This window comes from Sphingomonas sp. Leaf62 (assembly GCF_001421915.1).
Lineage (GTDB): Bacteria > Pseudomonadota > Alphaproteobacteria > Sphingomonadales > Sphingomonadaceae > Sphingomonas.
This window is the reverse complement of the sequence record NZ_LMLN01000024.1, coordinates 24,657-47,685: the sequence shown is the minus strand read 5'-3', so window position 1 is coordinate 47,685 and position 23,029 is coordinate 24,657. Positions and strand designations below refer to the sequence as shown.

Annotated in this window: 19 protein-coding genes and 1 pseudogene; 16 read left to right on the top strand and 4 right to left on the bottom strand. The window is 66.5% G+C overall.

Annotated features, from left to right (window positions below):
- From ASE91_RS10295 to ASE91_RS10265, 7 genes and pseudogenes are all read left to right on the top strand, one after another.
- Positions 1 to 710, top strand: a pseudogene (locus ASE91_RS10295) (catalase); the annotation flags it as partial.
- 170 nt (positions 711 to 880) lie between these two features.
- Positions 881 to 2,911, top strand: a complete 2,031-nt coding sequence (locus ASE91_RS10290) for an L-dopachrome tautomerase-related protein (RefSeq protein ID WP_056625812.1) — start codon at positions 881 to 883, stop codon at positions 2,909 to 2,911.
- Between the two features lie 11 nt (positions 2,912 to 2,922).
- Positions 2,923 to 4,008 (top strand): catalase family protein, encoded by a 1,086-nt coding sequence (locus tag ASE91_RS10285; RefSeq protein ID WP_056625825.1) that lies wholly within the window; start codon positions 2,923 to 2,925, stop codon positions 4,006 to 4,008.
- A 38-nt stretch (positions 4,009 to 4,046) separates the two neighbouring features.
- A complete protein-coding gene (locus ASE91_RS10280; protein WP_055998266.1) occupies positions 4,047 to 4,616 on the top strand; it encodes a type 1 glutamine amidotransferase domain-containing protein in 570 nt (189 codons plus the stop codon).
- Positions 4,616 to 5,377, top strand: coding sequence for an SDR family NAD(P)-dependent oxidoreductase (locus tag ASE91_RS10275; RefSeq protein WP_056625810.1), 762 nt, complete (start codon positions 4,616 to 4,618; stop codon positions 5,375 to 5,377). Before ASE91_RS10280 ends, ASE91_RS10275 begins: the two co-directional genes overlap by 1 nt.
- A 47-nt stretch (positions 5,378 to 5,424) precedes the next feature.
- A complete protein-coding gene (locus ASE91_RS10270; protein WP_156357780.1) occupies positions 5,425 to 5,619 on the top strand; it encodes a hypothetical protein in 195 nt (64 codons plus the stop codon).
- Positions 5,620 to 5,628: 9 nt separating this feature from the next.
- Complete coding sequence (locus ASE91_RS10265; RefSeq protein ID WP_327196778.1) at positions 5,629 to 5,841, top strand: ester cyclase; 213 nt, start codon at positions 5,629 to 5,631, stop codon at positions 5,839 to 5,841.
- Positions 5,842 to 6,390: 549 nt separating this feature from the next.
- On the opposite strand, the gene ASE91_RS10260 is transcribed toward ASE91_RS10265, so the two are convergent.
- Positions 6,391 to 7,971: a DUF5060 domain-containing protein gene (locus ASE91_RS10260; protein WP_056625802.1), complete on the bottom strand. Its 1,581-nt coding sequence runs from the start codon at positions 7,969 to 7,971 to the stop codon at positions 6,391 to 6,393.
- A gap of 70 nt (positions 7,972 to 8,041) precedes the next feature.
- Here ASE91_RS10260 and ASE91_RS10255 point away from each other — a divergent pair, with 70 nt between their 5' ends.
- Positions 8,042 to 9,331, top strand: a complete 1,290-nt coding sequence (locus tag ASE91_RS10255) for an MFS transporter (RefSeq protein ID WP_055998273.1) — start codon at positions 8,042 to 8,044, stop codon at positions 9,329 to 9,331.
- Between the two features lie 42 nt (positions 9,332 to 9,373).
- Here ASE91_RS10255 and ASE91_RS10250 read toward each other — a convergent pair whose 3' ends face one another.
- From ASE91_RS10250 to ASE91_RS10240, 3 genes are read right to left on the bottom strand one after another with little or no spacing between them, the layout of a single operon-like run.
- Complete coding sequence (locus ASE91_RS10250) at positions 9,374 to 10,840, bottom strand: FGGY family carbohydrate kinase (protein WP_056625799.1); 1,467 nt, start codon at positions 10,838 to 10,840, stop codon at positions 9,374 to 9,376.
- Positions 10,840 to 11,799 (bottom strand): transketolase family protein, encoded by a 960-nt coding sequence (locus tag ASE91_RS10245; RefSeq protein WP_082453961.1) that lies wholly within the window; start codon positions 11,797 to 11,799, stop codon positions 10,840 to 10,842. The genes ASE91_RS10250 and ASE91_RS10245 overlap by 1 nt, the downstream gene beginning before the upstream one ends.
- A complete protein-coding gene (locus tag ASE91_RS10240; protein WP_235519726.1) occupies positions 11,796 to 12,659 on the bottom strand; it encodes a transketolase in 864 nt (287 codons plus the stop codon). Before ASE91_RS10240 ends, ASE91_RS10245 begins: the two co-directional genes overlap by 4 nt.
- A gap of 74 nt (positions 12,660 to 12,733) precedes the next feature.
- Here ASE91_RS10240 and ASE91_RS10235 point away from each other — a divergent pair, with 74 nt between their 5' ends.
- Genes ASE91_RS10235 through ASE91_RS10200 form a run of 8 tightly spaced genes read left to right on the top strand, consistent with a single transcriptional unit; the run spans position 12,734 to position 23,027 of the window.
- A complete protein-coding gene (locus ASE91_RS10235; RefSeq protein ID WP_056503848.1) occupies positions 12,734 to 13,714 on the top strand; it encodes a sugar phosphate isomerase/epimerase family protein in 981 nt (326 codons plus the stop codon).
- A complete protein-coding gene (lldD, locus tag ASE91_RS10230) occupies positions 13,714 to 14,877 on the top strand; it encodes an FMN-dependent L-lactate dehydrogenase LldD (RefSeq protein WP_056625797.1) in 1,164 nt (387 codons plus the stop codon). Before ASE91_RS10235 ends, lldD begins: the two co-directional genes overlap by 1 nt.
- On the top strand, positions 14,874 to 17,987 hold the full coding sequence (locus ASE91_RS10225) for an alpha-L-rhamnosidase (RefSeq protein WP_056625793.1): 3,114 nt from the start codon (positions 14,874 to 14,876) through the stop codon (positions 17,985 to 17,987). Before lldD ends, ASE91_RS10225 begins: the two co-directional genes overlap by 4 nt.
- A gap of 57 nt (positions 17,988 to 18,044) precedes the next feature.
- Entirely contained in the window at positions 18,045 to 19,223 is a 1,179-nt protein-coding gene (locus tag ASE91_RS10220) for an aldose 1-epimerase family protein (RefSeq protein WP_055998288.1), read from the top strand.
- Entirely contained in the window at positions 19,220 to 19,966 is a 747-nt protein-coding gene (locus ASE91_RS10215; protein ID WP_056625789.1) for an SDR family NAD(P)-dependent oxidoreductase, read from the top strand. The genes ASE91_RS10220 and ASE91_RS10215 overlap by 4 nt, the downstream gene beginning before the upstream one ends.
- A gap of 12 nt (positions 19,967 to 19,978) precedes the next feature.
- Complete coding sequence (locus tag ASE91_RS10210; protein ID WP_055998292.1) at positions 19,979 to 21,169, top strand: CaiB/BaiF CoA transferase family protein; 1,191 nt, start codon at positions 19,979 to 19,981, stop codon at positions 21,167 to 21,169.
- The gene (locus ASE91_RS10205; protein ID WP_055998295.1) at positions 21,166 to 22,260 is read left to right on the top strand and encodes an extracellular solute-binding protein; all 1,095 of its coding nucleotides are present in this window, start codon (positions 21,166 to 21,168) and stop codon (positions 22,258 to 22,260) included. The genes ASE91_RS10210 and ASE91_RS10205 overlap by 4 nt, the downstream gene beginning before the upstream one ends.
- A complete protein-coding gene (locus ASE91_RS10200) occupies positions 22,257 to 23,027 on the top strand; it encodes an enoyl-CoA hydratase/isomerase family protein (protein ID WP_056503858.1) in 771 nt (256 codons plus the stop codon). The genes ASE91_RS10205 and ASE91_RS10200 overlap by 4 nt, the downstream gene beginning before the upstream one ends.
- Positions 23,028 to 23,029 lie beyond the last annotated feature (2 nt).

Sequence of the window (23,029 nt, the reverse complement as noted above, 5' to 3'; positions counted from 1 at the left end):
TCAGAGCCAGACCGGTTCATCGTCAACCCGATCCACCAGATGCCGGGACTAAACACCTAGGCAACCTCAAGCTCTTGGCCGGCACCACCGACAAGCTCGAGGGCACCAAGGAGGCGATGTCGAAGGTGCTTCGCGGCGTGAACACCGTGCTGAGCGCGGTCGGTATCGAGAGCCCGAAGGTGCAGACGCTTGGCGGCGGACCCAACTACGATCCGCTCGGCGAGACCTACTTCAGCGTCACGCCGTTCCGCTATGGCGATTATATCGCCAAATTCGCTGTCTTCCCCGTGTCCGAGGACCTCACCGATCAGACCGGCACGACGATCGATGCCAGCACCCGCCCCGATGCGTTGCGCGACGTCATCCGGACAGAGGCCCAGGTGCTTGAGATGGAATGGGAGGTGCGGGTCCAACTCTGTCGCGACCTGAAGGAGCAACCTGTCGAAGATCCGACCGTCGAGTGGGAGCAAGAAGATGCGCCCTTCCAGACCGTGGCGACCATCCGAGCGGCCAAACAGGACAGCCTGAGCGAGGACAAGTTCCAGCAGATCAACGAGGAGCTGCGCTTCTCGATCTGGACCGGGCTTGCCGCACACCGGCCGCTCGGGAACATCAACCGGGCTCGCAACGAGACCTACCGACACTCCGCCGACTTCCGTGCCCGCGTGAACGGCTGCCCCTACCACGAGCCTGCTGGCGGTCGTGCCTGACCGGCGAAGGTGGCGTGCGATCCCAAGACGCTGAACGTTGGCCGGCCGGCGCGGAGATTAACGGGGCGCTGGCCGTTCTGACCGTGGTCCTGTTGGTGAATCCAAAGCTTTGATGGAGCGGCCGATTCCACCACCGCACGCAAAAGGTTGCACCGCCAGGAGGCTGACGAATGCCGATGATTAGCACTGGCTACCTGAACATGGAGGTGTCGCTTTACGGCGCGGAGGAGGGGCAGCCGTTGCTCCTCATCCACGGCTGGCCGGATGACGCGTCGACATGGGATCAGGTGGCCCCCGCACTGGCCGCGGAAGGGTTCCGCGTCATCGTCCCGACGTTGCGTGGGTTCGGCGCCACACGCTTTCTCGATGACGACGCCCCCCGAACCGGCGACAGCGCGATGCTCGCGATCGACATGATCGCACTGCTCGACGCGCTCGAAATTGATCACTTTATGGTCGCCGGACACGACTGGGGATCGAACACCGCCGAGGCCCTGGCCGTCGGCTGGCCCGATCGGGTGGAGCGGATGGCGATGCTGTCGACCCCGCCGCGGCTGGGCGGCATGCCGACGCCGCCGTTCGAGCAGACCCAGCGGCAATGGTATCACTGGTTCATGGCAACTGCGCGCGGGGCGGAGGCGGTGCGTTCGGACCGGCGCGGGTTCACCCATCTGCATTGGGTCAACTGGTCGCCACCGGGATGGTTCGACGAGCCCACGTTCGACCGTGTCTCGCAGTCGTTCGACAATCCCGACTGGGTCGACGTGACGCTCCACAGCTATCGCGCGCGCTGGGGCGAAGCAGAGCCTGATCCACGAAGCGCCTGGCTGGAGGACAAGGTCAAGGCGACCACGACCTTGTCTCTGCCGACGCTCTACATTCACGGCGATGCCGACGGCGTGAATCCGCCCTCGACCGCGCTGGGCGTGCCAGCAAAATTCGCGGGCCGGTTCGCTCGCATCACCATGACCGGGGTCGGCCATTTTCCGCAGCGGGAGAACCCGCAAGCGGTGGTGCGCCACCTCCTTACCCTCTTCGCCGGCGCCCCCGCCGTGCTCACCGATACGATCGACAGGAGCCTGACCATGAAGAAAGCCGCCCCCTATGCCGCCGGGATCGCCGCCATCGGCCTGGTCGCCGCTGCCGCAGCCGGAGTCGCCCATGCCCAGGGACGCAGCGCGCAGCTGACGCAGGTGGCACAATTCGATCATCAGGCGACCGGCGTCGCGGTGACCGAGGATGGCCGTCGCTTCGTCAACTTTCCTCGCTGGACGGACGACGCGCCCATCTCTGTTGCCGAGGTGATGAAGGACGGATCCTTACGCCCCTATCCCGACGCCAAGTGGAACAGCTGGCGCAACGCCCGCGCCAACGAACTGCCGGTCGGCGATTATTTCGTTTGCGTGCAGTCGATCGTGCCCGACGGCCACGGCAACCTCTGGGTGCTTGATCCCGGCGCGCCCGGAAACGAGAAAATCCTCGAAGGCGCCCCCAAGCTCGTCCGCATCGATCTGGCATCGAACGCGGTGACGAAGACGATCCCGGTTCCCGGCGATGTGGCGCTGCAGGGCACCTACCTGAACGACATCCGCTTCTCACCCGACGGCAAGACCGGCTACATCACCGACAGTGGCACGCGCGGCGCGATCATCGTCGTCGACCTCGAAAGCGGCAAGAGCCACCGCGCGCTCGATGGGCACGCCTCGACGCAGATCGACAAGACGGTGAAGGTCACGCTCGACGGCAAGCCGCTGGTCCGTCCCGATGGCCGCCAGCCAGCCTTCGCCGCCGATGGCATCGCGATCTCCAAAGACGGCAAGACGCTGTACTACCAGGCGCTGACCGGAAAGACGTTGTATTCAATCGACACCGCCAGGCTGCGGTCGGACGTCAGCGAGGCCGACAGGGCGGCAGCGGTGAAGACGGTCGCGCAGACCCACGTCGCTGACGGCCTGTGGATGAGCAAGGCAGGCGTCCTCTACCTGACCTCGCCGACCGATTATGCGATCAAGCGGCTGAACGGCGCGACCGTCGAGACGGTGCTGACCGACCGCCGCCTGCGTTGGCCCGACACCTTCTCCGAAGGGCGTGACGGGACGATGTACGTCACCGCCAGCCATATCCAGGACACCAACTGGTTCACGCCCGGCGCACCGCCGTCGATCAAGACGCAGCTGTTCTCCTTCGCTCCCGCCAAGTGATCGGACATCCCATGACCTATCTGCACTATTCGCCCGACATCGAAACACCGGAGTCCGACGAACAGGAGAGCATCGACGGCATCATCCAGGGCATGACCCAAGAGAGCCAGACCGTCGAGAAGCGCGACGGGCACGCGGTACGGGCGAGCCATGCCAAGAGCACGGCCTGCGTGATCGGCAAGCTCATCGTCGCGCCTGAATTGCCGCCCGAGCTAGCACAGGGCCTCTTCGCGGAGCCAGGCACGTTCGATGTCGCCGTCCGTTTTGCGCAAGGACCCGGTGAGAAGCTCGGCGATCGCGTCTCGACCCATCGCGGCATGTCGATCAAGGTGTTCGGCGTCGAGGGCACGAAGCTGCCCGGCCATGACGCGCCAACGCAGGACTTCGTCCTCGCCAGCGGCACGACCTTCCCGGCGGGGACCGTGGCGGGCTTCCTCTCGCAAGCCAAGAAGATTGGGCTGACGGTGCCCATGCCCGAGGGGGTGAAGAGTGCGGCCGCCTCTGTCGCCCGCAACATCAACAAGGTGCTGAACGCCGTCGGTGCGGGGCCAAGCCCGACGCTGGACTTTTATGGCCACCCCTTCAGCCACCCGCTGGTCGAGGAATATTTCAGCCAGTGCCCGGTGCGCTACGGCGACCATGTCGCGAAGATCGGGGCCTTTCCCGTTTCAGCCGAGGAACATGCGCTCGCCGATTGGCAGCTCGACCCGCATCAGGATGAGGATGGCTTCCGCCATGCCGCGGTCGATTACTTCGAGGGCAACGACGCAGTGTTCGAGCTTCGGGCGCAGCTGTGGACCGATGCCGGGACGCAGCCGATCGAGGACACCTCCGTCGATTGGCCGACAAGCGAAAGCCCATATTGTACCGTCGCCACGATCCGACTGCCGCGGCAGTCGGCCTATGGTCCCGACCGCGTCCGCTACTTCGACGAGGTGATGACGTTCCGCCCGGCCCATAGCCTTGAGGTCCATCGCCCGCTGGGCGGCGTGATGCGTGCGCGCATGCAGGTCTATCAGGCGCTCAGCGACTTCCGTCACCGCGAGAACGGTATCGCCGCTGCCAACACCGCCGACATCCACGACATCCCGGCCTGAGCTCAAACGCCAGTGCTGCTGATAGTGAGAGGACCATCATGAAACTCGAAGGCAAAAACATCGCGATCCTGATCGCGCCGCGCGGGACTGAAGAACCTGAGTTCGCCAAACCGAAAGCTGCAGTTGAGGAAGCAGGCGGGCAGGTCACCGTCGTCAGCCTGGAGACGGGCGAGGCGGAGACGTTCAACAACGATCTCGATCCCGGCGCGAAGTTCAAGGTCGACAAGGCGATCGACGGGGTTTCGGCCGATCAGTTCGATGCGCTCATCATCCCGGGCGGCTGCGTCGGTGCGGACAAGCTGCGCGGATCGGATAAGGTCGTCTCGTTCGTTCGCGACTTCTTCGCTGCCAAGAAGCCCGTTGCTGCAATTTGCCACGCACCATGGACGCTGATCGAGGCCGGTCAGGTCCGCGGCCGTACATTGACCTCGTTCCCGACCCTTCAGACCGACATCGAGAATGCGGGCGGCACTTGGGTCGATCAGGAGGTCGTCGTTGACCAAGGCCTCGTCACCAGTCGTAGCCCGGACGATCTGCCTGCCTTCTGCGCCAAGCTGGTTGAGGAATTTTGCGAAGGCAAGCACGATGCACAGGCGGAGAACGCGTAATGGCGCGCTTTTCCGACAAGGTCGTCGTCATCACCGGTGCCGCCTCGGGGATCGGTGAGGGCGCCGCTCGCCGCTTCGCCGACGAAGGTGCCACGCTTGTACTGGGCGACATCGACAAGGGTGCGCTCGACAAGCTGGCGGGCGAGTTCGGCGGCACGGTCGAGACCCGCGAAACCGACGTGTCCGATCGCGCGGCATGCGAGGCATTGGTTAAGGCTGCGGTCGATCGGTTCGGTCGGATAGACGTGCTGATCAACGACGCCGGCGTCGATCACCTTGGCAAGGTCGACGAAGGCGACTTTGCCGAGTTCACGAAGGTGATCGAAACCGACCTCTATGGCGTCGTCCATATGAGCCGTGCGGCGATCGCGCACTTGCGCCAGTCGAAGGGCTGCATCGTCAACGTCTCGTCGGTGTCGGGGTTGGGCGGTGACTGGAACCACAGCTTCTACTGTGCGGCAAAGGGGGCGGTCAGCAACTTCACGCGAGCTCTGGCGATGGACGAGGCGAAGAACGGCGTCCGCGTCAACGCGGTCAACCCGTCGCTGACCTATACCGCACTGACTGCGGGCATGAAGGAACAGCCCGAGCTTATTGCCAAATTCGAAGAGCGCATCCCGCTCGGACGCGGCGCCGAACCCTCCGACATTGCAGGTGTGATCGCGTTCTTGGCGAGTGAGGACGCGCATTTTGTGACAGGTGTTAATCTGCCCGTGGACGGTGGCCTCACCGCATCGAACGGTCAACCGCCGCTATCTTGATCTATGCGAGGCGGGCCCTCCGCCTGCCCCTTTTCCAGGAACGGATTATGTCAGTCGAATCCAACAGGGCGCTGGCGCTTGCCTACTTTCCCGCTTTCCGTGACCGCGATGAGGAATGGTGGGAAGTGCATATTGCGCCCGAATTCGTCCGCCACGACGCCGGACTTGATTTCCCGGTCGTAGGGCCGGCGGGGACCAGGAAGCTGGCCTCTGTCCTACACGGCGGCTTCTCCAACATCTAATATCAAATCGTGCAAGTGGTGGCGGAAGGCGACCGCGTGCTCGTTCACTTACGTCAGGTCGCGACCCACTCTGGCGAGTATGGAGGCACGCCGGCGACGGGGACGCGCACCGATATCGAAGTGATGGACCTGTTCCGTATCGAAGGTGACAAACTGGTCGAGCATTGGGCTCTGATGGACAACTTGAACCTGCTTAAGCAGATTGGTGCCGTCAAGGAGTGATCTACTCGTGGGCGGTTCTAAAGTGGCGCTCGTCACCTGTGCACCGATAGGCGGTAGGACCCACAAGCCGCCATTCACACCACCTTATTGAATCCCCAACATCGGCCGCTCGTTCATTAACGCGCATGAGTTCAACATTGACGTACCAGTAATTTTCTTTTGGACGGCCGAGTCGTACTGTCTATTTGTGTGCATTATCCTTCGCCCGCGGCACGCCGGTCGGCGTACCAAGGTACGAACCGTACTACTGAGCCGCCCTAGCCATTCTCATGCCAATCCCATTGGCACATGCGTTCCGTTGTTCCGCGCATAAATGTAATAGCTGTTGACCATACCCGGAGAAACTAACCGTTGGCTGGCAACGACGCTTTCTAGGATCATCCGGTCGCTCCGAGCCGTTCCAATTGCCGCCCTTACATCCGTAATTCCCAAACCCAATACTGACGATCGTTAATTTTATGACTCCAGTGATTCGTATATTATCGGGCTATACACAGTACACCTAGCAATAAACCGGTTTCAAAAATTCGTGGAATGTCTAGCGAATTTTTACACTTTCATTATACGTAGCGCAATATAGGGGCTCCCTGGCAGAACAATACTCGGCCGCGCAGGGTCGTGACTGTCGTATTCGTCGCGCTGGACCATATGGAACACGCCTTCCACCGGTGTGATTGTCATGTTCCATGTGTCGAGGATGTCGATCCGGTAATCGGGGTGCGGATTGGCAGCGCGTGTGGGCAGGACGACGTCCCAGCGCGTCGGGCGGCTGTTGCCGAAATATTTAAGATACCAAGTGAAATCGCGCCCGCCGAGATGATAGTCCCAGAATTGCTGAATCGGATCGATCCCTGGCGACGGTACGCTTGCGAGGATGCGGTTCAGGAACGCCAACCGGGGCGGACTGGTCCCGCGCAGGCTGCCGCCCTGCCCCAGCCACGACTGGTCGGGATTGCCGGTATCGGTGAAAACCTCGCCATGCCCGACATAGGCACCGCCGAGCGTGCCCCACCAAAAACGTTCGACTAGTTGCTCGCCGGTAAGCCGCGCCCAGCGCTTGTCCGAATTCCCCTCGTAGATCACCTCGTCGAAGATCACCGCCTTCTGCGCGAAATTGCGGTGCGGATGGACCCGCCCGTCGTCGAGCACCGCCGCGCCGTGCTGAATGCTAGCATGGGTGATCCATGGCTTGCGGTGATCGTAATAGACGTTGAGCTGGTGGATCGACCGCAGCCGGTCGTGCGGATCGGCGGCAACCAGTACCGCGAACAGATGGTCCCAGTCGGCGATCGTCTTGTCCTCGACGATGTCATATTCGTTGGCCATCGCCCACCAGACATGGCGATACGCACCGAATCGCGCTGCGACGTAGCGGACATAGCGTTCGTCGTCCGACCGCCGCATCGCCGAATAGCCGCGCAGTTTGTCGTAGGGGTGGAACAGGATGACGTCGGCCTCGATCCCCAGTTCGCCCAGCCGGCGGACGCGGTCCTCGAACCGGCGAAAATAGGCGGGATCGAAGCGGGTCGGGTCCCAGTCGCGCGGCCCCCCGCCGGTGCGCACGAACGGATCGGTCGCGACCGATGCGACGTTCGGGAAGACGCACATCCGGATCTTGTTGAACGGTCCGGCCTTCAGCGTCGCCAGCGTCCGGGCGCACTGCGCATCGGATTGCAGCGCCCACGAATAGGCGGTCGTGCCCACCGGACGATAGGGCGTGCCGTTGGCGTGGACGAAATGATAGCCGTCGCGCGTCATCCGCACCGGGCCGTGGTTGCCGGCCGACGGGGGCACGCTCTCCACCGTCCCGCTTCGCCTGTCGAGCGCGGCGACGTTGCTCGCCGTCGTCCACGTCCATCGCCCGAGCGACGGCGGGCTGAAGCGGATGCGATAGATGCCATCGCCATCGTAGAAGCCGGGCACCGCGATCCGTGCCGTTCCCAGCGCGAAGGTCGCGCTCAGCGTCACGTCGTCGAACGGGTTGCCGCCCGCCGGGCCGGCGAGCGCGATCTCGTGGAGTCCCCAGCGCTCGACCCGCTGTGGGTTCCCGGCCGCGGCAGCCGGAGTCAGTGCCGCCGTCGCCACGGCCGCCGCACCGCCCAAAATGGTCCTTCGCGAAACCGTCACCATCGCTCTCCGATTGCGCCGCAACTCATACTATCATATGTCGTCATATGATATAGAACCGAAGGGAGAGGGAATGGAAGGCGCAATCGCGGAAGGAATCGGTTCCGACCGAAACGACTGGAAGAACACGATTCTGGCCGGGCTTGCCAACTATATCGATGCCGGATCCATCGTCGCGGGTTCGGCCGCGCTCGCACTGTGGATGCAGGCCTATGACCTAAGCCCCGGTTTCGTCGGGCTGATTGGCGCGTTCGGGCCGAACGCCATTTCCGCCGGCATCGGCGCGTTCGTCGGCGGGCGGCTGTGCGACCTGTTCGGGCGCAAGAAGATCTACCAATATGACATGCTGTTCTATGCGTTCGGCATGTTGTGGCTGATCTTCGCGATGAATGCGTGGATGGTGCTGATCGGCTTCTTCCTCGTCGGGCTGGCGGTCGGCGCGGATATTCCGGCATCATGGTCGCTGATCGCCGAAACCGCACCAAAGGGCGCGCGCGGCAAGCATAGTGGCGTGGCGCAGGTGCTGTGGTATCTGGGCCCGGTCGTCGTGCTGCTGATGTTTCTGGTGCTCGAACCGCTGGGCCTGCTCGGCGCGCGGATCGTGTTCGCGCACCTTGCCATTCTGGCGGTGGCGCTGACCTTCCTGCGATCGCGGATGAAGGAATCGCAACGCTGGCTGGATGCGCAGGCGGACAAGGCACCGGCGGCCGGCCCGACGGCGCAGCCCGCGCGGCTGCGCGACCTGATGACAAGGCAGTGGATCGCGCCGATGGCGTTTTTGATCGGCATGTACGGCATGTGGAACCTGTGGGCGGGCACCAACGGCTTCTTCTTTCCCTATATCCTGCGCACGGTCGGCAACCAGAGCCAGGCGATGGCGGTGGCGGTGCAGTCGTTCAGCTTCCTGCTCGGCGTGCTGTCGATCTGGCTGATCTTCATGCGACTGTCCGACCGGGTTAACCAGCGCACGCTGTTCCTGGTGTCGGCGATCGTCCAGGTGATCGGCATGTCGCTGCTGGCGATCTTTCCGCTGACGCTGCCGATGGCGCTGTTCCATGTGGTGCTGATGAGCATCGGCCAGGGGTTCGGCGCACAATCCTTCTTCCAGCTCTGGAGCGCCGAGATGTTCCCCACGTTGCTGCGATCGACGGCGCAGGGGCTGATGTTCGGGATCGTGCGGATCACGCTGGGTATCTTCAGCTTCTTCGTGCCGCTGCTGACGGCGACCGGATTCCAGACGCTGGCCTGGATCCTGACCGGGTTCCTGGTTCTGAGCGGGTTGATCGGCTACCTCGGCGCACCGCGCAACGAGGGCAAGTCGCTCGACGAACTCGAGGCGGAGATGGAGGGGCAGGCGGCGTAGGACGGCAGGCCGGGCCGGGGGGATGCCCGGCCCGGCACCGCGTCACCCCGCGTGTTTGATCGCGCTTGCCCAATGGGCGCGCATCGCCGCCCGGGCCGGCGCGTCGATCGCGGGCACGAACACCGCCTCGGGCGTCAGTCGCAGGTCGGCACCGTCCAGTCCCATCGCCTCGGCCGCCAACCGTGCCGCGCCCAGCGCGCTGGCTTCGGCAGCATGCGGGCGAAGGATCGACCGGCCGGTCAGGTCGGCGAGAAGCTGCCCCAGCAACGGGTTCTTCGCCGCGCCGCCGTCGATCGACACGGTGGCGCAGCTGCGGCAGAGATCGGCCTCCATCGCGACCAGCACGTCGGCGATCTGGAGGGCGATCGCGTCCAGCGTCGCGCGCGCGACGTGCGCCGGGCGGGTCGACAGGGTCATGCCGCCGATCTGCCCGCGCGCCTGCGGTCGCCAGTGCGGCGCGCCCAGCCCGGCCAGCGCGGGGACGAACGTCACTCCGCCGGCATCGGCGACGGTGGCCGCCAGCGCCGTCAGCCCCGCTTCGTCGGTCAGCCCGAGCAGCGTCGTGACGAATGCCGCCGCCTGCCCCGACACCGAGATATTCCCTTCGAGCGCATGGCGGACGACGCCGCCACGGCTCCACGCGATTGTGCCGGACAGGCCGTGCGCCGAGCGCACCCGCCCGTCGGTCGGCGTCATCAGCGAGCTGCCGGTGCCGATCGTCGCCTTCACCCCGCTGCCCGGGGTCTCGATCCCGTGCGCGAACAGCGCGGCATGGCTGTCCCCGACCATGGCATGGATCGGGGTGCCCGGCGGCAACGCGGTGATGCCGGGCGCGACGGTGCCGAACGCGGCATCCGACGACAGTATCTGCGGCAGCATGGCGAGCGGCACGTCGAAGATCGCGGCAAGATCCTCGTCCCAGCGCAGCCGATCGAGATCGAACAACTGAGTGCGCGACGCATTGCTATGATCGGTCGCATGTACCGCGCCATCGGTCAGGTTCCACAACAGCCAACTGTCGATCGTGCCGCAGCGCAGTTCACCGCGCGCCGCGCGGTCGCGCGCGCCGGGCATGGCGTCGAGCAGGCCGGCGATCTTGGCGGCGGGAAATAGCGGGTCGAGGCTAAGCCCGGTGCGCGCGAGCACCAGCGGTTCGTGCCCCTGCCCGCGCAGCGCGGCCAGCCGCCCGGCCGATCGCTGGCATTGCCACAGCACTGCCGGAGTCAGTGCCCGACCCGTAGCCGCGTCCCAGATCACCACGGTTTCGCGCTGGTTGGCGATGGCCACCCCCATGACCCGCACATCGGGGGCGGAGGCGACCAGTTCGCCGATCAGCGCGGCGACCGCTTCCCAGATGTCGGACGCCGATTGTTCGGCCCAGCCGGGCCGCGGATAGGCGACGCGCATCGCGCGCGACCGCGACCGGACGACCGTGCCGTCGGTGGCGACCAGCAACGCCTTGGTATTGGTCGTCCCCTGATCGATCGCGAGGATGACCGGGCGGCTCATCACGCCGCCCGCTGTCCGAGCACGTCGCGCACCGCCGCCGCGATACCGGTGGCGGTCAGGTCGAAGCGCTCCATCAGCCAGTCGGCCGATCCGGTCGGCAGGAAGCCGGGAAAGCCCAGCATCCGCATCGGCACCGGCGCATGGCGCGCGCACCATTCGGCGACCGCGCCGCCCAACCCGCCGTGCGCCAGCCCTTCCTCGGCGGTCACGATCGCGCCGGTCGCCGCCGCCGCGGCCAGCGCGGCGGCATCGATCGGCGACACAGTGGCCATGTTGACGACGCGCGCCGCCACCCCCTCACCCACAAGGATGTCGGCGGCGGCGATCGCGCGGTAAACCAGCGTCCCGCTGGCGACGATCGCCACGTCGCCGCCCTCGCGCAGCGTCTCGGCCCGGCCGATCGCGAAGGGGGTGTCGTCCCGGTCGAGCGCGGGCACCGGCATCCGGCTGATGCGGACATAGACCGGGCCGTCGTGCGCGGCGGCGGCGCGGATCGCGGCATCGGTCTGCCATGGATCGGCGGGGACGATCACCGTCAGCTTGTCGATCGCGCGCAACCACGCGACATCCTCGATACTGTGATGCGTCGCGCCCAGTTCGCCATAGGCGACGCCGCTGGAGATGCCGCACAGCTTGACGTTGGCCTGGCTGTAGCCGCAGTCGACCTTGATCTGCTCCATCGCCCGCGCGGTCAGGAAACATCCCGCGCCGCTGACGAACGGCACCTTGCCACCGTTGGCCAGCCCCGCGGCGACGCTGACCATATTCTGTTCGGCGATGCCGACGTTGACGAGCCGGTCGGGAAAACGGTCGCGGAACCTGCCGAGCTTCGACGATCCGACCGAGTCGTTGACTACCGCGACGATGCGGTCGTCGGTGGTCGCCATGTCCTCCAGCGCGGCGACATAGGCGTCACGGCAGTCGAACAGACCGTGCGGGTTGGACGCGGCGACGCTCACGACGCCATCTCCGCTTCCAGCTCGCGGATCGCCTGGACATATTGCGCCGCATTCGGCACGCCATGATGCCAGCCCGCCTGATCGCGCATGAAGCTGACGCCCTGACCCTTGGCGGTATCGGCGATGATGCACAGCGGCCGGTCGCGTGGGGCCGCCGCCGCGTCGAACGCCGCCAGCAGCGCGCCCGCGTCATGCCCGTCGACGCCGACGACTTCCCAGCCGAACGCGCGCCATTTGTCGGCCAGCGGTTCGAGCGCGTTCGTATCCTCCGTCCTCGCACCCTGTTGCAGGCGGTTGCGATCGACCACGACGGTCAGCTTGCCCAGCCGCCGATGCCCGGCGAGCATCGCTGCCTCCCACATGCTGCCTTCCTGCAATTCGCCGTCGCCGGTGAGCGCGAAGACGCGGTAGTCGGCCCGGTCGATCTGTCCGGCGATGGCGATGCCCACCGCGACCGGAAACCCGTGGCCGAGGGGTCCGGTGTTGGTTTCGACGCCCGGCAGATACATCCGGTTGGGATGGCCGTTCAGCCGCGATTCCGGCTGGAGATAGGTGTCGAGTTCGGCTTCGGGAAAGAAGCCTCGCGCCGCCAGCGCCGAATAGAGCGCGCCGGTGCAATGTCCCTTGCTCATCACGAACCGGTCGCGGTTCGGATCGTCGGGCCGGGCGGGATCGATCCGCAGAACGTCGAAATACAGCGTGGCGAGGATATCGGTCGCCGACAGGTCGCCGCCGGGATGCCCCTGCCCCGCCCCGACGATCATCGCCAGGAGCCGCCGACGCATCCAGTTGGCCCTGGCACGCACCCGATCGGCGCGCGCGGCGAAATCGTCATTGCCTGTGGCGAACATATTATTCATATGACGTCTTATATGTGATTATTGCCGGAACGCAATTGCGTTGCTTGGCTAAAATTTCGCGGGAGGATCGATAGATGGGCAAGCAACGCTATGGTGCCGGGATTTGGCATTTCGCAACCTATGTCGATCGCTACGCCACCGATGGCTATGGCGAGACCCGTTCGCTGATCGACATGATCGATCTGGCGGGGCGGGTCGACGACCTGTCGGTAGTGGACATCAACTATCCCTTCGTCGATCCCAGCCTGTCGCTGTCTCAGGTCGACGCGGCGCTGGCGCGCAACGCGCTGTCGGTGATCGGGATTACGCCCGAAATCTATACGCGGCAGTTCGCGCGCGGCGCCTTCACCAATCCCGATCCGGGCATCCGCCGCCTCGCCAATGAGATGTGCAACGACGCCGCCCGCGTCGTCCGCCATTTCGGCGCGGACTATGTGAAGCTGTGGCCGGGGCAGGACGGGTGGGACTATCCGTTCCAGGTCGACCACCGCGACCTGTGGCGGATGAGCGTCGAAGGCGTGGCCGAATTGGCGGGACAGAACCCCGACTTGAAATTCGTCATCGAATACAAGCCGCGTGAACCGCGCGTCCACATGAGCTACGACAGTGTCGCGCGCACCCTGCTGGGCATCGAGCGGATGGGGCTGCCCAATGTCGGTATCCTGCTCGATTTCGGCCATTCGCTGTACGGCGGCGAAAGCCCGGCCGACGCCGCGCAACTGGCGATCGATCACGGCCGGCTGTTCGGGATGGACGTGAACGACAATTTTCGCGGGTGGGACGACGATCTGATCGCCGGCTCGGTCCATCCGATCGAGCTGTTCGAGTTCTTCTATACCCTACGCAAGAACGGGTGGGAGGGCGTGTGGCAGCTCGATCAGTTCCCGTTCCGCGAGGACAGCGTCGCCGCCGCCAATTCGGCGATCGGCTTCCTGAAGGCGGTGGAGCGCGCGCTGGACAAGCTGGACTTCGCCGCGATGCAGGCAGCACAGGACCGGCAGGATGCGGTGGCCGCGCTCAATCTGGCGCGGCAGGCGCTGTTCAGCTCCTACTGATGATTATTTCCTCCGCCAGCGATTTCCGCGAGGCCGCACGACGGCGCGTGCCGCGATTCCTGTTCGATTATGCCGATGGCGGCGCCAATGGCGAGGAGACGCTGCGCTGCAACGTGTCCGACCTAGCCGGCATCGGCCTGCGCCAGCGGGTGTTGCGCGACGTGGCCGCCATCGACCTGACGACCAATTTGTTCGGCCGCCAGATCGCCCTGCCGCTCGCACTGGGTCCGGTCGGCATCGGCGGCATGTACGCCCGGCGCGGCGAGGTGCAGGCCGCCCGCGCGGCGGCGGCGGCCGGGGTTCCCGCCTGCCTGTCGACGGTGTCGATCTGTTCGATCGATGAGGTCGCGGCGGTCGCCGACCCGTTCTGGTTCCAACTGTACGTGTTGCGCGACCGGGAGTTCATGCGCGACCTGATCGCGCAGGCGAAGGCGGCGGGCGCCGGCGTGCTGGTGTTCACCGTCGACATGCCGGTGCCCGGCGCACGCTACCGCGACGCCCATGCCGGCATGTCCGGCCCGCGCGCGCCGCTGCGACGGGTGATGCAGACGCTGGGGCGGCCGCACTGGGCATGGAATGTGGGGCTGCGCGGCCGGCCGCACATGCTGGGCAATCTGCTGCCGGTGCTGGGCAGCGACAGCGGGCTGAACGATTATATGGGCTGGCTGGCGAAGAATTTCGATCCGTCGATCCGGTGGAGTGACCTCGACTGGATCCGCGCGGCATGGGACGGCCCGCTGGTCATCAAGGGCATCCTCGATCCCGAGGACGCGCGGGAGGCGGTGCGCATCGGCGCAGACGGCATCGTCGTGTCGAACCACGGCGGCCGGCAACTGGACGGCGTGCTTTCGACCGCGCGCGCGCTGCCCGCGATCGCCGACGCGGTGGGGGATGCGCTGAGCGTGCTGGCGGACGGCGGGATACGCTCCGGGCTGGACGTCGTGCGCATGCTGGCATTGGGCGCGAAGGGCGTCCTGCTCGGTCGCGCGTGGATCTATGCGCTGGCGGCGCAGGGCGAGGCGGGCGTCGCCCGGCTCGTCGACCTGATCGCGCGCGAGATGACCGTGGCGATGACGCTGACCGGCGTGAACCGGATCGCCGCGATCGACCGGTCGATCCTTGCCGACCCTGCACTTCGCCTTACCGCCGGAGCCACCGCATGACCCTGCGCGTCGTCGACCTTCGTGCCGAGGCCATCGTCGATCCGATCGGCATCCACGTCCCCGCCCCGCGCCTGTCGTGGCGGATCGAGAGCGACGGCCACGGCGTCGTCCAGTCGCGCTACCGCATCCGCGCCGAAGCGGACGGGGCCGTCGTCTGGGACAGCGGCGAGGTGGCCTCCGATGCCAGTTTCGCCGTCCCCTATGGCGGGCCGCCGCCACGCCCCCGGCAACGGGTGTCATGGTCGGTCGAGATCGCCACCGCCGACGGACGGCAGGCCGGTTCCCGTCCGGCATGGTTCGAGGCGGGACTGTTAGACACATGGGGCGCCGACTGGATTGAGGCGGAGGACGACCTTGCCGCTGCCGACCGGATGGCGGGCATGGCATGGGTATGGAGCGACACCGCGCTCGACCCGCGCCTGCACGGCTTCCGCCTCGACCTGCTCGTCCCGCCCGACGTGGTGCATGCCGAGATCGCGGTGGCGGGCAAGGATCATCTGCGCGGCGTGTGGATCGACGGGCTGCCCGCGCCGCTCGACCAGCCATGGGGCTATGATAGTCCGCTGCCGTTCTGGGGATCGCTCGCCCCGGTCGTGGCGACGCTGCGGCCCGGCCGCGCCAGCGTCTGCGTCGCGGTCGACGCCGATGTCACCGGCTTCTTTCCGGTCGATGGCGGCGCGTTCGCCAGCCTGATCCGGCTGCACCACGCCGACGGGCGGATCGACCGGATCGTCAGCGGACCGGCGTGGCGGGTGCTGCCCGATCCGCCGGCAGGATGGCAGGATGCGGGCTTCGACGCCGGCGACTGGCCCTGCGCGGTTCCGAGCGGATCGAACGCCGGCAACGACCCGCGCCCGGCCGAACCGGCGATGCTGCTGCGCCACGACTTCGTCGCGCGCGGCGGGATCGTCGCCGCCCGCCTCTATGCGACGGCGCTCGGCAGTCATATCGCGACGATCAACGGGCAACGGGTGTCGGACGCGATCCTCTCGCCCGAGATCAGCGTCGCCGATGCCCATGTCTTTTACGAAAGCGTCGACGTTACCGGGCTGATTGTGCCGGGCGCCAACGCCATCGGACTGACGGTCGGCGACGGATGGTATGCCAGCGCGTTCGGCTGGCGGATCGAACGTTATGCGTTCGGCCCCGCACCGCGCCGGGTGCGCGCCGAACTGCACATCGACCATGCCGATGGCAGCCGGCAGCGGATCGCGACCGGTCCCGGCTGGCGCATCGCCCCCTCCCCGATCATGCGGTCCGAAATCTACGATGGCGAGACGGTCGACGCGCGGTGGACGATCGCGGCGTGGGACCATGCCGGGTTCGACGATTCGGGCTGGTCGACCGCCGCCATCGGCACCGCGCCCGACGTTGCGCTGCTGCCGCTCGTCTCGCCGCCGCTGCGTGCCGTGGACGAACGCCTCGCGGTGACAGTCGCCGAGCCGGTGCCGGGCCGGTTCGTGTTCGATTTCGGGCAGAATTTCGCGGGTTGGGCACGGATCGCCGCGCGGGGCGACGCGGGCACGACGATCACCGCGCGCTTCGCCGAACTGCTCGGCGACGACGGCACGGTCGACATGGCCAACCTGCGCCTCGCCCGCGCGACCGACCGGTTCATTCTGGCGGGAACCGGCGCGCGCGAGACGTTCGAGCCGTCGTTCACCTATCACGGCTTCCGCTATGTCGAGATCGAGGGCTATCCGGGGGTGCCGGAGGTCGAGGATGTCGTCGGCATCGTCGTCCATAGCGATTGCCGCATCACCGGCGCGATGCGCTTCGTCGATGCCCCGTTGTTGCAGACGATCTGGCGCAACGCACTGTGGAGCCAGCGGTCGAACTTCTTCGCCGTCCCGACCGATTGCCCGCAGCGCGACGAACGCATGGGGTGGATGGGCGACATCCAGGTGTTCCTCGATGCGGCGGCGTTCAACATGGAGGTCGCCCCCTTCCTGCGCCGGTTCCTGATCGACGTCCGCGCCGCTCAGCGCGCCGACGGCGGCTATCCGATCGTCGTGCCGCAACCGCAATCCTATCCGCCCGTCGTCACCGCCGGGTGGAGCGAGGCGGGGTTGATCCTGCCGTATCAACTGTGGCAGCGCTACGGCGACACGGCGGTCATCGACGAGAACTGGACAGCGATGACGCGGTGGATGGCGCATGTCGCCGCCGCCAATCCCGATGGCGTGTGGCGTCACGATCGCGGACTCGATCTGGGCGACTGGTTGTCGGTCGATGCGGTGAAGCCCGATGACGAAACAACGCCGCGCGGACTGTGCGCCACCGCCTATTGGGCATGGACGGCCGAGCTGATGGCGGCGATGGCCGATGCGACCGGACGGCGCGACGAGGCGGCGGACTATCGCGCGCTGCGCCTGCGGATCGGCGCTGCCTTCGCCGCCGAATATGGCGGCCAAGGCGGCAGGGTCGGCAACGGCAGCCAGACCGGGCAGGTGCTGGCGCTGCACATGGGACTGGTACCGGCGGAGTGGCGCGCCACCGCCGCACGTGTGCTGGCCGACGATATCCGCGCACGAGGCATGACGCTGTCGACCGGGTTTCTCGGCACGCCCTATCTGCTCGACGTGCTGGCCGACGCGGGGTTGCTGGCCGAGGTCGAGGCGCTGCTGCTTCAGACCCACTATCCGGGTTGGGGCTATATGGCGGGGCAAGGTGCGACCAGCGTGTGGGAGCGGTGGAACGGCGATACCGGCGATATCGCGATGAACAGCTACAATCATTATGCCTTCGGCGCGGTGGTCGGGTTCTTCTATCGCCGGCTCGCCGGGATCGCGCCGGGTGCGCCGGGGTTCGGGCGAATCGCGGTGCGGCCGCTGTGGCTGCCCGGGGTCGGGCGGGTCGAGGCGTCCTATGATTCCTGTGTCGGGCGGATCGCGACGCGAACGCATGGTGACGGCGACGGGCTGACCGGACTGGCGCTGTCGGTTCCGGCCAATACCACCGCCGACGTCGAACTGCCGATGTGCCGTGCGTGGCGCGAGGGCGGCCGGGCGCTGCGCGTCCACCCTGCCATCCACGACCTGCGCGACGCGGACGGCATGGTCCGGTTCAGCATCGGATCGGGCGACTGGACTTTCGCGATGGACGATTGACGTTACCCGACACCAAAGCTAAACATCATACGTCTTACGATAGAGGGGAGAGGCAGGGTGGTCACGCTGTTCGGCGAGACGATGTCGCGGCGGACGCTGGCGACCCGGACCGGGGCATTGTCGCAGTTCGCCGGCGTGCGGCTGTCGACGCTGGGCGACGGGGTGGAGCGTGGTATCCGCCAGCTCGAATTCCGCACCGGCACCGGGCTGCGCTTCACGGTGTTGATCGACCGGGCGATGGATATTGCCGAATGCGAGCATGCCGGGCGCGCGGTCGGATGGCATTCGCCCTCTGGCTTCCGGCACCCCGGACTGCACGATTATGAGGGCGAAGGCGGGCTGGGCTGGTTCCGGTCGATGTCGGGGCTGAACATCACCTGCGGCCTCGACCACACGCTGTTCATGCACGACGATCCGGCCGGGCACTATCATTACGGCCCGCGCGCCAAGGTGGCGTCGTCGCTCCACGGCCGCATCGGCACGATCCCCGCGCGCCTGACCGGCTATGGCGAGCATTGGGACGGCGACTACTGCGTATTGTGGGCCGAAGGTGTGGTGCAGCAATCGACGGTGTTCGGCGAGGACCTCCACCTGATCCGCCGGATCGAAGCCGATGTCGGCGGGGACGAGATCCGGCTGCACGACCGCGTGGTCAACCACGGTTTCTACCGCACGCCGCATATGTATTGCTACCATATCAACGTCGGCCATCCAGTGCTGGCACCGGGCGCACGCTATGTCGCGCCCATCCGCGACGTCGTCTGGGCGGCGCATGTCGACAGCTATCAGGCGCAGGGCGTCGGCTATCGCACCGCCCCCGCGCCGATCGCCAATTTCCACGAACAGGTGTGGCAGCACGACATGGCCGCCGATCCCCACGGCCGGGTCAACGTCGCGTTGGTCAACGAAGCGATCGGCTTCGGCTTCGAGGTGGAGACGCTGAAGACCCAGTTTCCGGCGATGTACCAGTGGCAGAACTTCCACGCCGGCCATTACGCGCTGGGCATCGAACCATCGACCAACCACGTAATGGGCAAGGACTTCGCGCGTAATCGCGGCGAGCTGATCGAACTGGAGCATGGGCAAGAACGCCGGTACGACACCGTGCTTCGCCTGCTGCCCGATGCGGCGGCGGTGGCGGATGCCGTCGCCCGCATCGAAGCGGTCGCCCACCAGCCGCAGGCGGACTATCCGCAACCCAGCGGCATCTTCCCGCCGATCCGGGGCCGGTCATGATCGGTCGCAGGATCCTCTATACCGGCGCGGCGGGCGGACTGGGGCTTGACACCACGCTGCTGCTGATGCGGCGCGGGGCGACCGTGATCGCTCTCGACAATGACCCGGCGAAGGTCGCGAAGCTGCGGGATGCGGCAAGCGCCCTCGATACCGGGCGGCTGGTGGTATCTACCGTCGACCTGTCCGATCTCACCGGCTTGCGCGCCGAGCTCGACCGGTTGATCGCCGAGTTGGGCGGTATCGACGTGGTGGTCAACAACGCCGCCATCTATCCGTCGAAACCGTTCGAGGACTATTCGATTGAGGAGCATCAGTTCGTCCAGCGGGTGAACGTCGATGCCGGGATCGTCGCGGTGCAGGCCGCATTGCCGGGGATGCGCGCGCGTGGCTTCGGTCGGATCGTCAACATCGCCAGCATCACCATTTCCGGCGGGTGGGCGCATCTTTCGCCCTATGTCGCGTCAAAGGGCGCGCTGATCGGGCTGACGCGGGCATGGGCGCGCGAGTTCGGCCCGTATGGCGTGACCGTCAACGCGATCGCGCCGGGAGCCTTCCCGACCGATGCCGAGGCGATCCACCCCGATCCGGAAGGGTACAACCGCATGGTGCTGGACGCGCAGGCGATCAAGCGGCGCGGGACCGCCGCCGACATCGCCGCGGCCATCGCCTTTTTCGCCGCCGACGAGGCGAGTTTCATCACCGGCCAGACGCTGCACGTCAACGGCGGCTGGGTCATGGCCTGAAGGACCGACCATATGACTATCCTGAAGGGCATCCGCGTCCTCGACTGTTCGATCGCGATGGCCGGGCCGTTCGCGGCGCAGCGGCTGGGCGATCTGGGCGCCGATGTGGTGAAGGTCGAACCGACCTCGGGCGAATGGCAGCGCCATGCCTCGGCCGGCGGGGCAACCGGCAACCTCATCAACGTGTCGTTCCTGTCGCTCAACCGCAACAAGCGATCGTTCGCGGTCGACCTGAAGGCGGCGGAGGGTAAGGCGCTGCTGCTGGAGATGGTGAAGACTGCCGACGTGTTCCTCCAGAACTATCGCCCCGGCGTCGCCGAACGGCTGGGCGTGGACTATGCGACGCTGTCGGCGATCAACCCGCGGCTGATCTATGTCTCGATGTCGGGCTATGGCGAGGACGGGCCGTATCGCAGCTATCCAGGGCAGGACCTGTTGTTGCAGGGCATGTCGGGCGCGATGCTGTCGGCCGGGGCGGACGGCGAGCCGCCCACGCCCGCCGGACAATATCTGGTCGATGCCGTCACCGCCTATTCGGCGTTCGAGGGCGCGCTGGCCGCGCTGTTCCACCGCGAACGCACCGGCGATGGCCAGTTGGTGCAGATCAATATGCTCGACGCGATCACTACCATCCAGATGCAGGAACTATCGGTTTTCACCATCGGCAACAAGCCGCAGACCCGCTCGGCCGAAGCGCATGCCCACAGCTATATCCGCGCACCGTACGGCGTGTTCGCGACCAGCGACGGCTATGTGACGCTGGCGATGGCACCGCTGAAAAAACTGGGCGAATTGCTCGGCGATCCGTTCTTCGCCGAACTGGACGACGAACGCGATAGCTGGACGCACCGCGACGCGATCTTCGCGCGGGTGAAGGCGGCGCTGCCGTCGGCGACCAGTGCGCAATGGCTCGAACGGTTTCGTGCGGTCGATATCTGGGCGGGGCCGGTCTATGGCTATGCCGATCTGGTCGACGATCCGCAGATCCGCCACAACGGCACCTTCGTCGAATATGACCATCCGACCGAAGGCCGGGTCAAGACACCGGGCTTCCCGATCCGCTTTTCGAAAACACCCTCCGCCATCGCGCGCGGCGCACCGCTGGTGGGCGAGCACAGCCGCGAGGTGCTGGGCGAGTTGGGGCTGGATCGGGAGGCGATCGACCGGCTGATCGAATCCGGCGTCGTGCGGCAGCACGCATGAGCTTTCGTGGCCTGACCTGGGACCATCCGCGCGGTTACAATGCACTGGCGGCGGCGGGCGGCACGCTCGTCGTGTGGGACCGGCATCCGCTGGAGGGGTTCGAGTCGCGGCCGATCGCCGAGCAATGCGCGCTGTACGATCTGGTGGTGCTCGACCATCCGCACGTCGGCGAGGCGGTGGCGACGGATTGCCTGATCCCGCTGGAAAAGCTGTTCGCCGCCGATGAACTGGCCACATGGGCGATGGCGGCGATCGGGCCGTCGCTGGCGAGCTATCTTTATGCGGACCAGCACTGGGCGCTACCGCTCGATGCCGCGACGCAGGTGATGGCGATCCGTCGCGACTGGAACGACGCGGCGCCGACGACCTGGGCGGACGTAGTGGCGCTGGCCGAGCGGGTTCCGATCGCCCTGTCGCTGGCCGGGCCGCATGCCGCGCTGACCTTCCAGTCGATCTGCGGCGCGCTGGCCGCCGTGCCGACGCGGCCGGGCGACCGGTTCGTCGACCGCCCGCTCGCCCGCGAGGCATGGGCTCTTATGGCGCGGCTGACCGGCGATGCGACGCGCGCCGCGGCAGCTATGAACCCGATCGCGCTGCTGGAAGCGATGGCGGCCGGCACCGGTCCGGTGCTGTGTCCGCTGATATATGGCTATGTAAACTATGCCGCCAACGGACAGGTCCGCTATGCCGATGCACCCAGCGGCAACCGCATCGGATCGGCGCTGGGCGGCACCGGCATTGCGGTGTCGCGCCGTGCGAAGGTGACGCCCGAGCTGCTCGACCATCTGCGCTGGCTGTTGTCCGACGAAGCGCAACGTGGCTTCATTCCGGCGCATGACGGGCAGCCGTCGTTCCGGTCGGCATGGACCAATCCGGCGGTCGATGCCGCCGCCGGCGGATTCTATGGCGCGACCCGCGCGACGATCGAGGCGGCGCTGATCCGTCCGCGCCACGACCATGCCATCGCGTTCCAGACGGCGGCATCGGCGGCGATCCGCGACGGGTTGCTGCGCGGACTGCCGGCGGACGTGGTGCTCGACGCCGTCGACGCGGCCTATTCCCAGCATCACCTGCCCGGAGCGGAAACATGATCGACGAGCTGCGCTTCACCATCGCCGATCGCATCGCGACGATCGTGATCGACCGGCCGCACAAGTTGAACGCAATGACCCCGGCGATGGCCGATGCGCTGGTCGCGGCGGTCGGCGAGTGCAACCGGTCGGACGCGGTGCGCGCGGTGGTGGTGACGGGGGCAGGAGAAAAGGCGTTCAGCGCGGGATCGGACATCACCACGCTGGACGGCTATGCGACGCCATGGGATTTCCGCAATCGCGCCGATTACTGCGATGCGCTACGCGCGTGCCGCAAGCCGGTGATCGCGGCGGTGAACGGCTATGCGCTGGGCGGCGGGCTGGAAACCGCGATGGCGTGCGACATCCGCATCGCATCGACCAACGCCCGCTTCGCCGCGCCCGAGATCAAGCTCGGCTGGATCGGCGGCGGCGGCATGGCGGCCGGGCTGGCCTATGCCGCCGGGCCGTCGAACGCGGCGATGCTGCTGCTGACCGGCGACATGATCGATGCCGATCGCGCCCTGGCATGGGGGTTGGTGAGCGAGGTCGTCGCTCCCGAGCGTCTAACGGCGCGAGCGCACGAGATGGCCGCCGTCATCGCGTCGCGCGCGCCGATCGCCGCCGAAACCGCCAAGCTGAACCTGCGGGCGGGCTTCACCATGCCGTGGGACAAGGCGATCGAGTACGAGCGTGACCTGCAGGCGATCTGCTTCGCGACCGACGACGCGCGCGAGGGCCGGGCGGCGTTCGCCGAACGGCGCGCACCTGATTTCCGGAGGCGCTGAGC

What these genes read in the sequence shown, in the direction of transcription:
- ASE91_RS10290 (WP_056625812.1), top strand. Translation starts at nt 881, where the DNA reads ATGCCGATGATTAGCACTGGCTACCTGAACATGGAGGTGTCGCTTTAC.
- ASE91_RS10285 (WP_056625825.1), top strand. Translation starts at nt 2,923, where the DNA reads ATGACCTATCTGCACTATTCGCCCGACATCGAAACACCGGAGTCCGAC.
- ASE91_RS10280 (WP_055998266.1), top strand. Translation starts at nt 4,047, where the DNA reads ATGAAACTCGAAGGCAAAAACATCGCGATCCTGATCGCGCCGCGCGGG.
- ASE91_RS10275 (WP_056625810.1), top strand. Translation starts at nt 4,616, where the DNA reads ATGGCGCGCTTTTCCGACAAGGTCGTCGTCATCACCGGTGCCGCCTCG.
- ASE91_RS10270 (WP_156357780.1), top strand. Translation starts at nt 5,425, where the DNA reads ATGTCAGTCGAATCCAACAGGGCGCTGGCGCTTGCCTACTTTCCCGCT.
- ASE91_RS10260 (WP_056625802.1), bottom strand. Translation starts at nt 7,971, where the DNA reads ATGGTGACGGTTTCGCGAAGGACCATTTTGGGCGGTGCGGCGGCCGTG.
- ASE91_RS10255 (WP_055998273.1), top strand. Translation starts at nt 8,042, where the DNA reads ATGGAAGGCGCAATCGCGGAAGGAATCGGTTCCGACCGAAACGACTGG.
- ASE91_RS10250 (WP_056625799.1), bottom strand. Translation starts at nt 10,840, where the DNA reads ATGAGCCGCCCGGTCATCCTCGCGATCGATCAGGGGACGACCAATACC.
- ASE91_RS10240 (WP_235519726.1), bottom strand. Translation starts at nt 12,659, where the DNA reads ATGAATAATATGTTCGCCACAGGCAATGACGATTTCGCCGCGCGCGCC.
- ASE91_RS10235 (WP_056503848.1), top strand. Translation starts at nt 12,734, where the DNA reads ATGGGCAAGCAACGCTATGGTGCCGGGATTTGGCATTTCGCAACCTAT.
- lldD (WP_056625797.1), top strand. Translation starts at nt 13,714, where the DNA reads ATGATTATTTCCTCCGCCAGCGATTTCCGCGAGGCCGCACGACGGCGC.
- ASE91_RS10225 (WP_056625793.1), top strand. Translation starts at nt 14,874, where the DNA reads ATGACCCTGCGCGTCGTCGACCTTCGTGCCGAGGCCATCGTCGATCCG.
- ASE91_RS10215 (WP_056625789.1), top strand. Translation starts at nt 19,220, where the DNA reads ATGATCGGTCGCAGGATCCTCTATACCGGCGCGGCGGGCGGACTGGGG.
- ASE91_RS10210 (WP_055998292.1), top strand. Translation starts at nt 19,979, where the DNA reads ATGACTATCCTGAAGGGCATCCGCGTCCTCGACTGTTCGATCGCGATG.
- ASE91_RS10205 (WP_055998295.1), top strand. Translation starts at nt 21,166, where the DNA reads ATGAGCTTTCGTGGCCTGACCTGGGACCATCCGCGCGGTTACAATGCA.
- ASE91_RS10200 (WP_056503858.1), top strand. Translation starts at nt 22,257, where the DNA reads ATGATCGACGAGCTGCGCTTCACCATCGCCGATCGCATCGCGACGATC.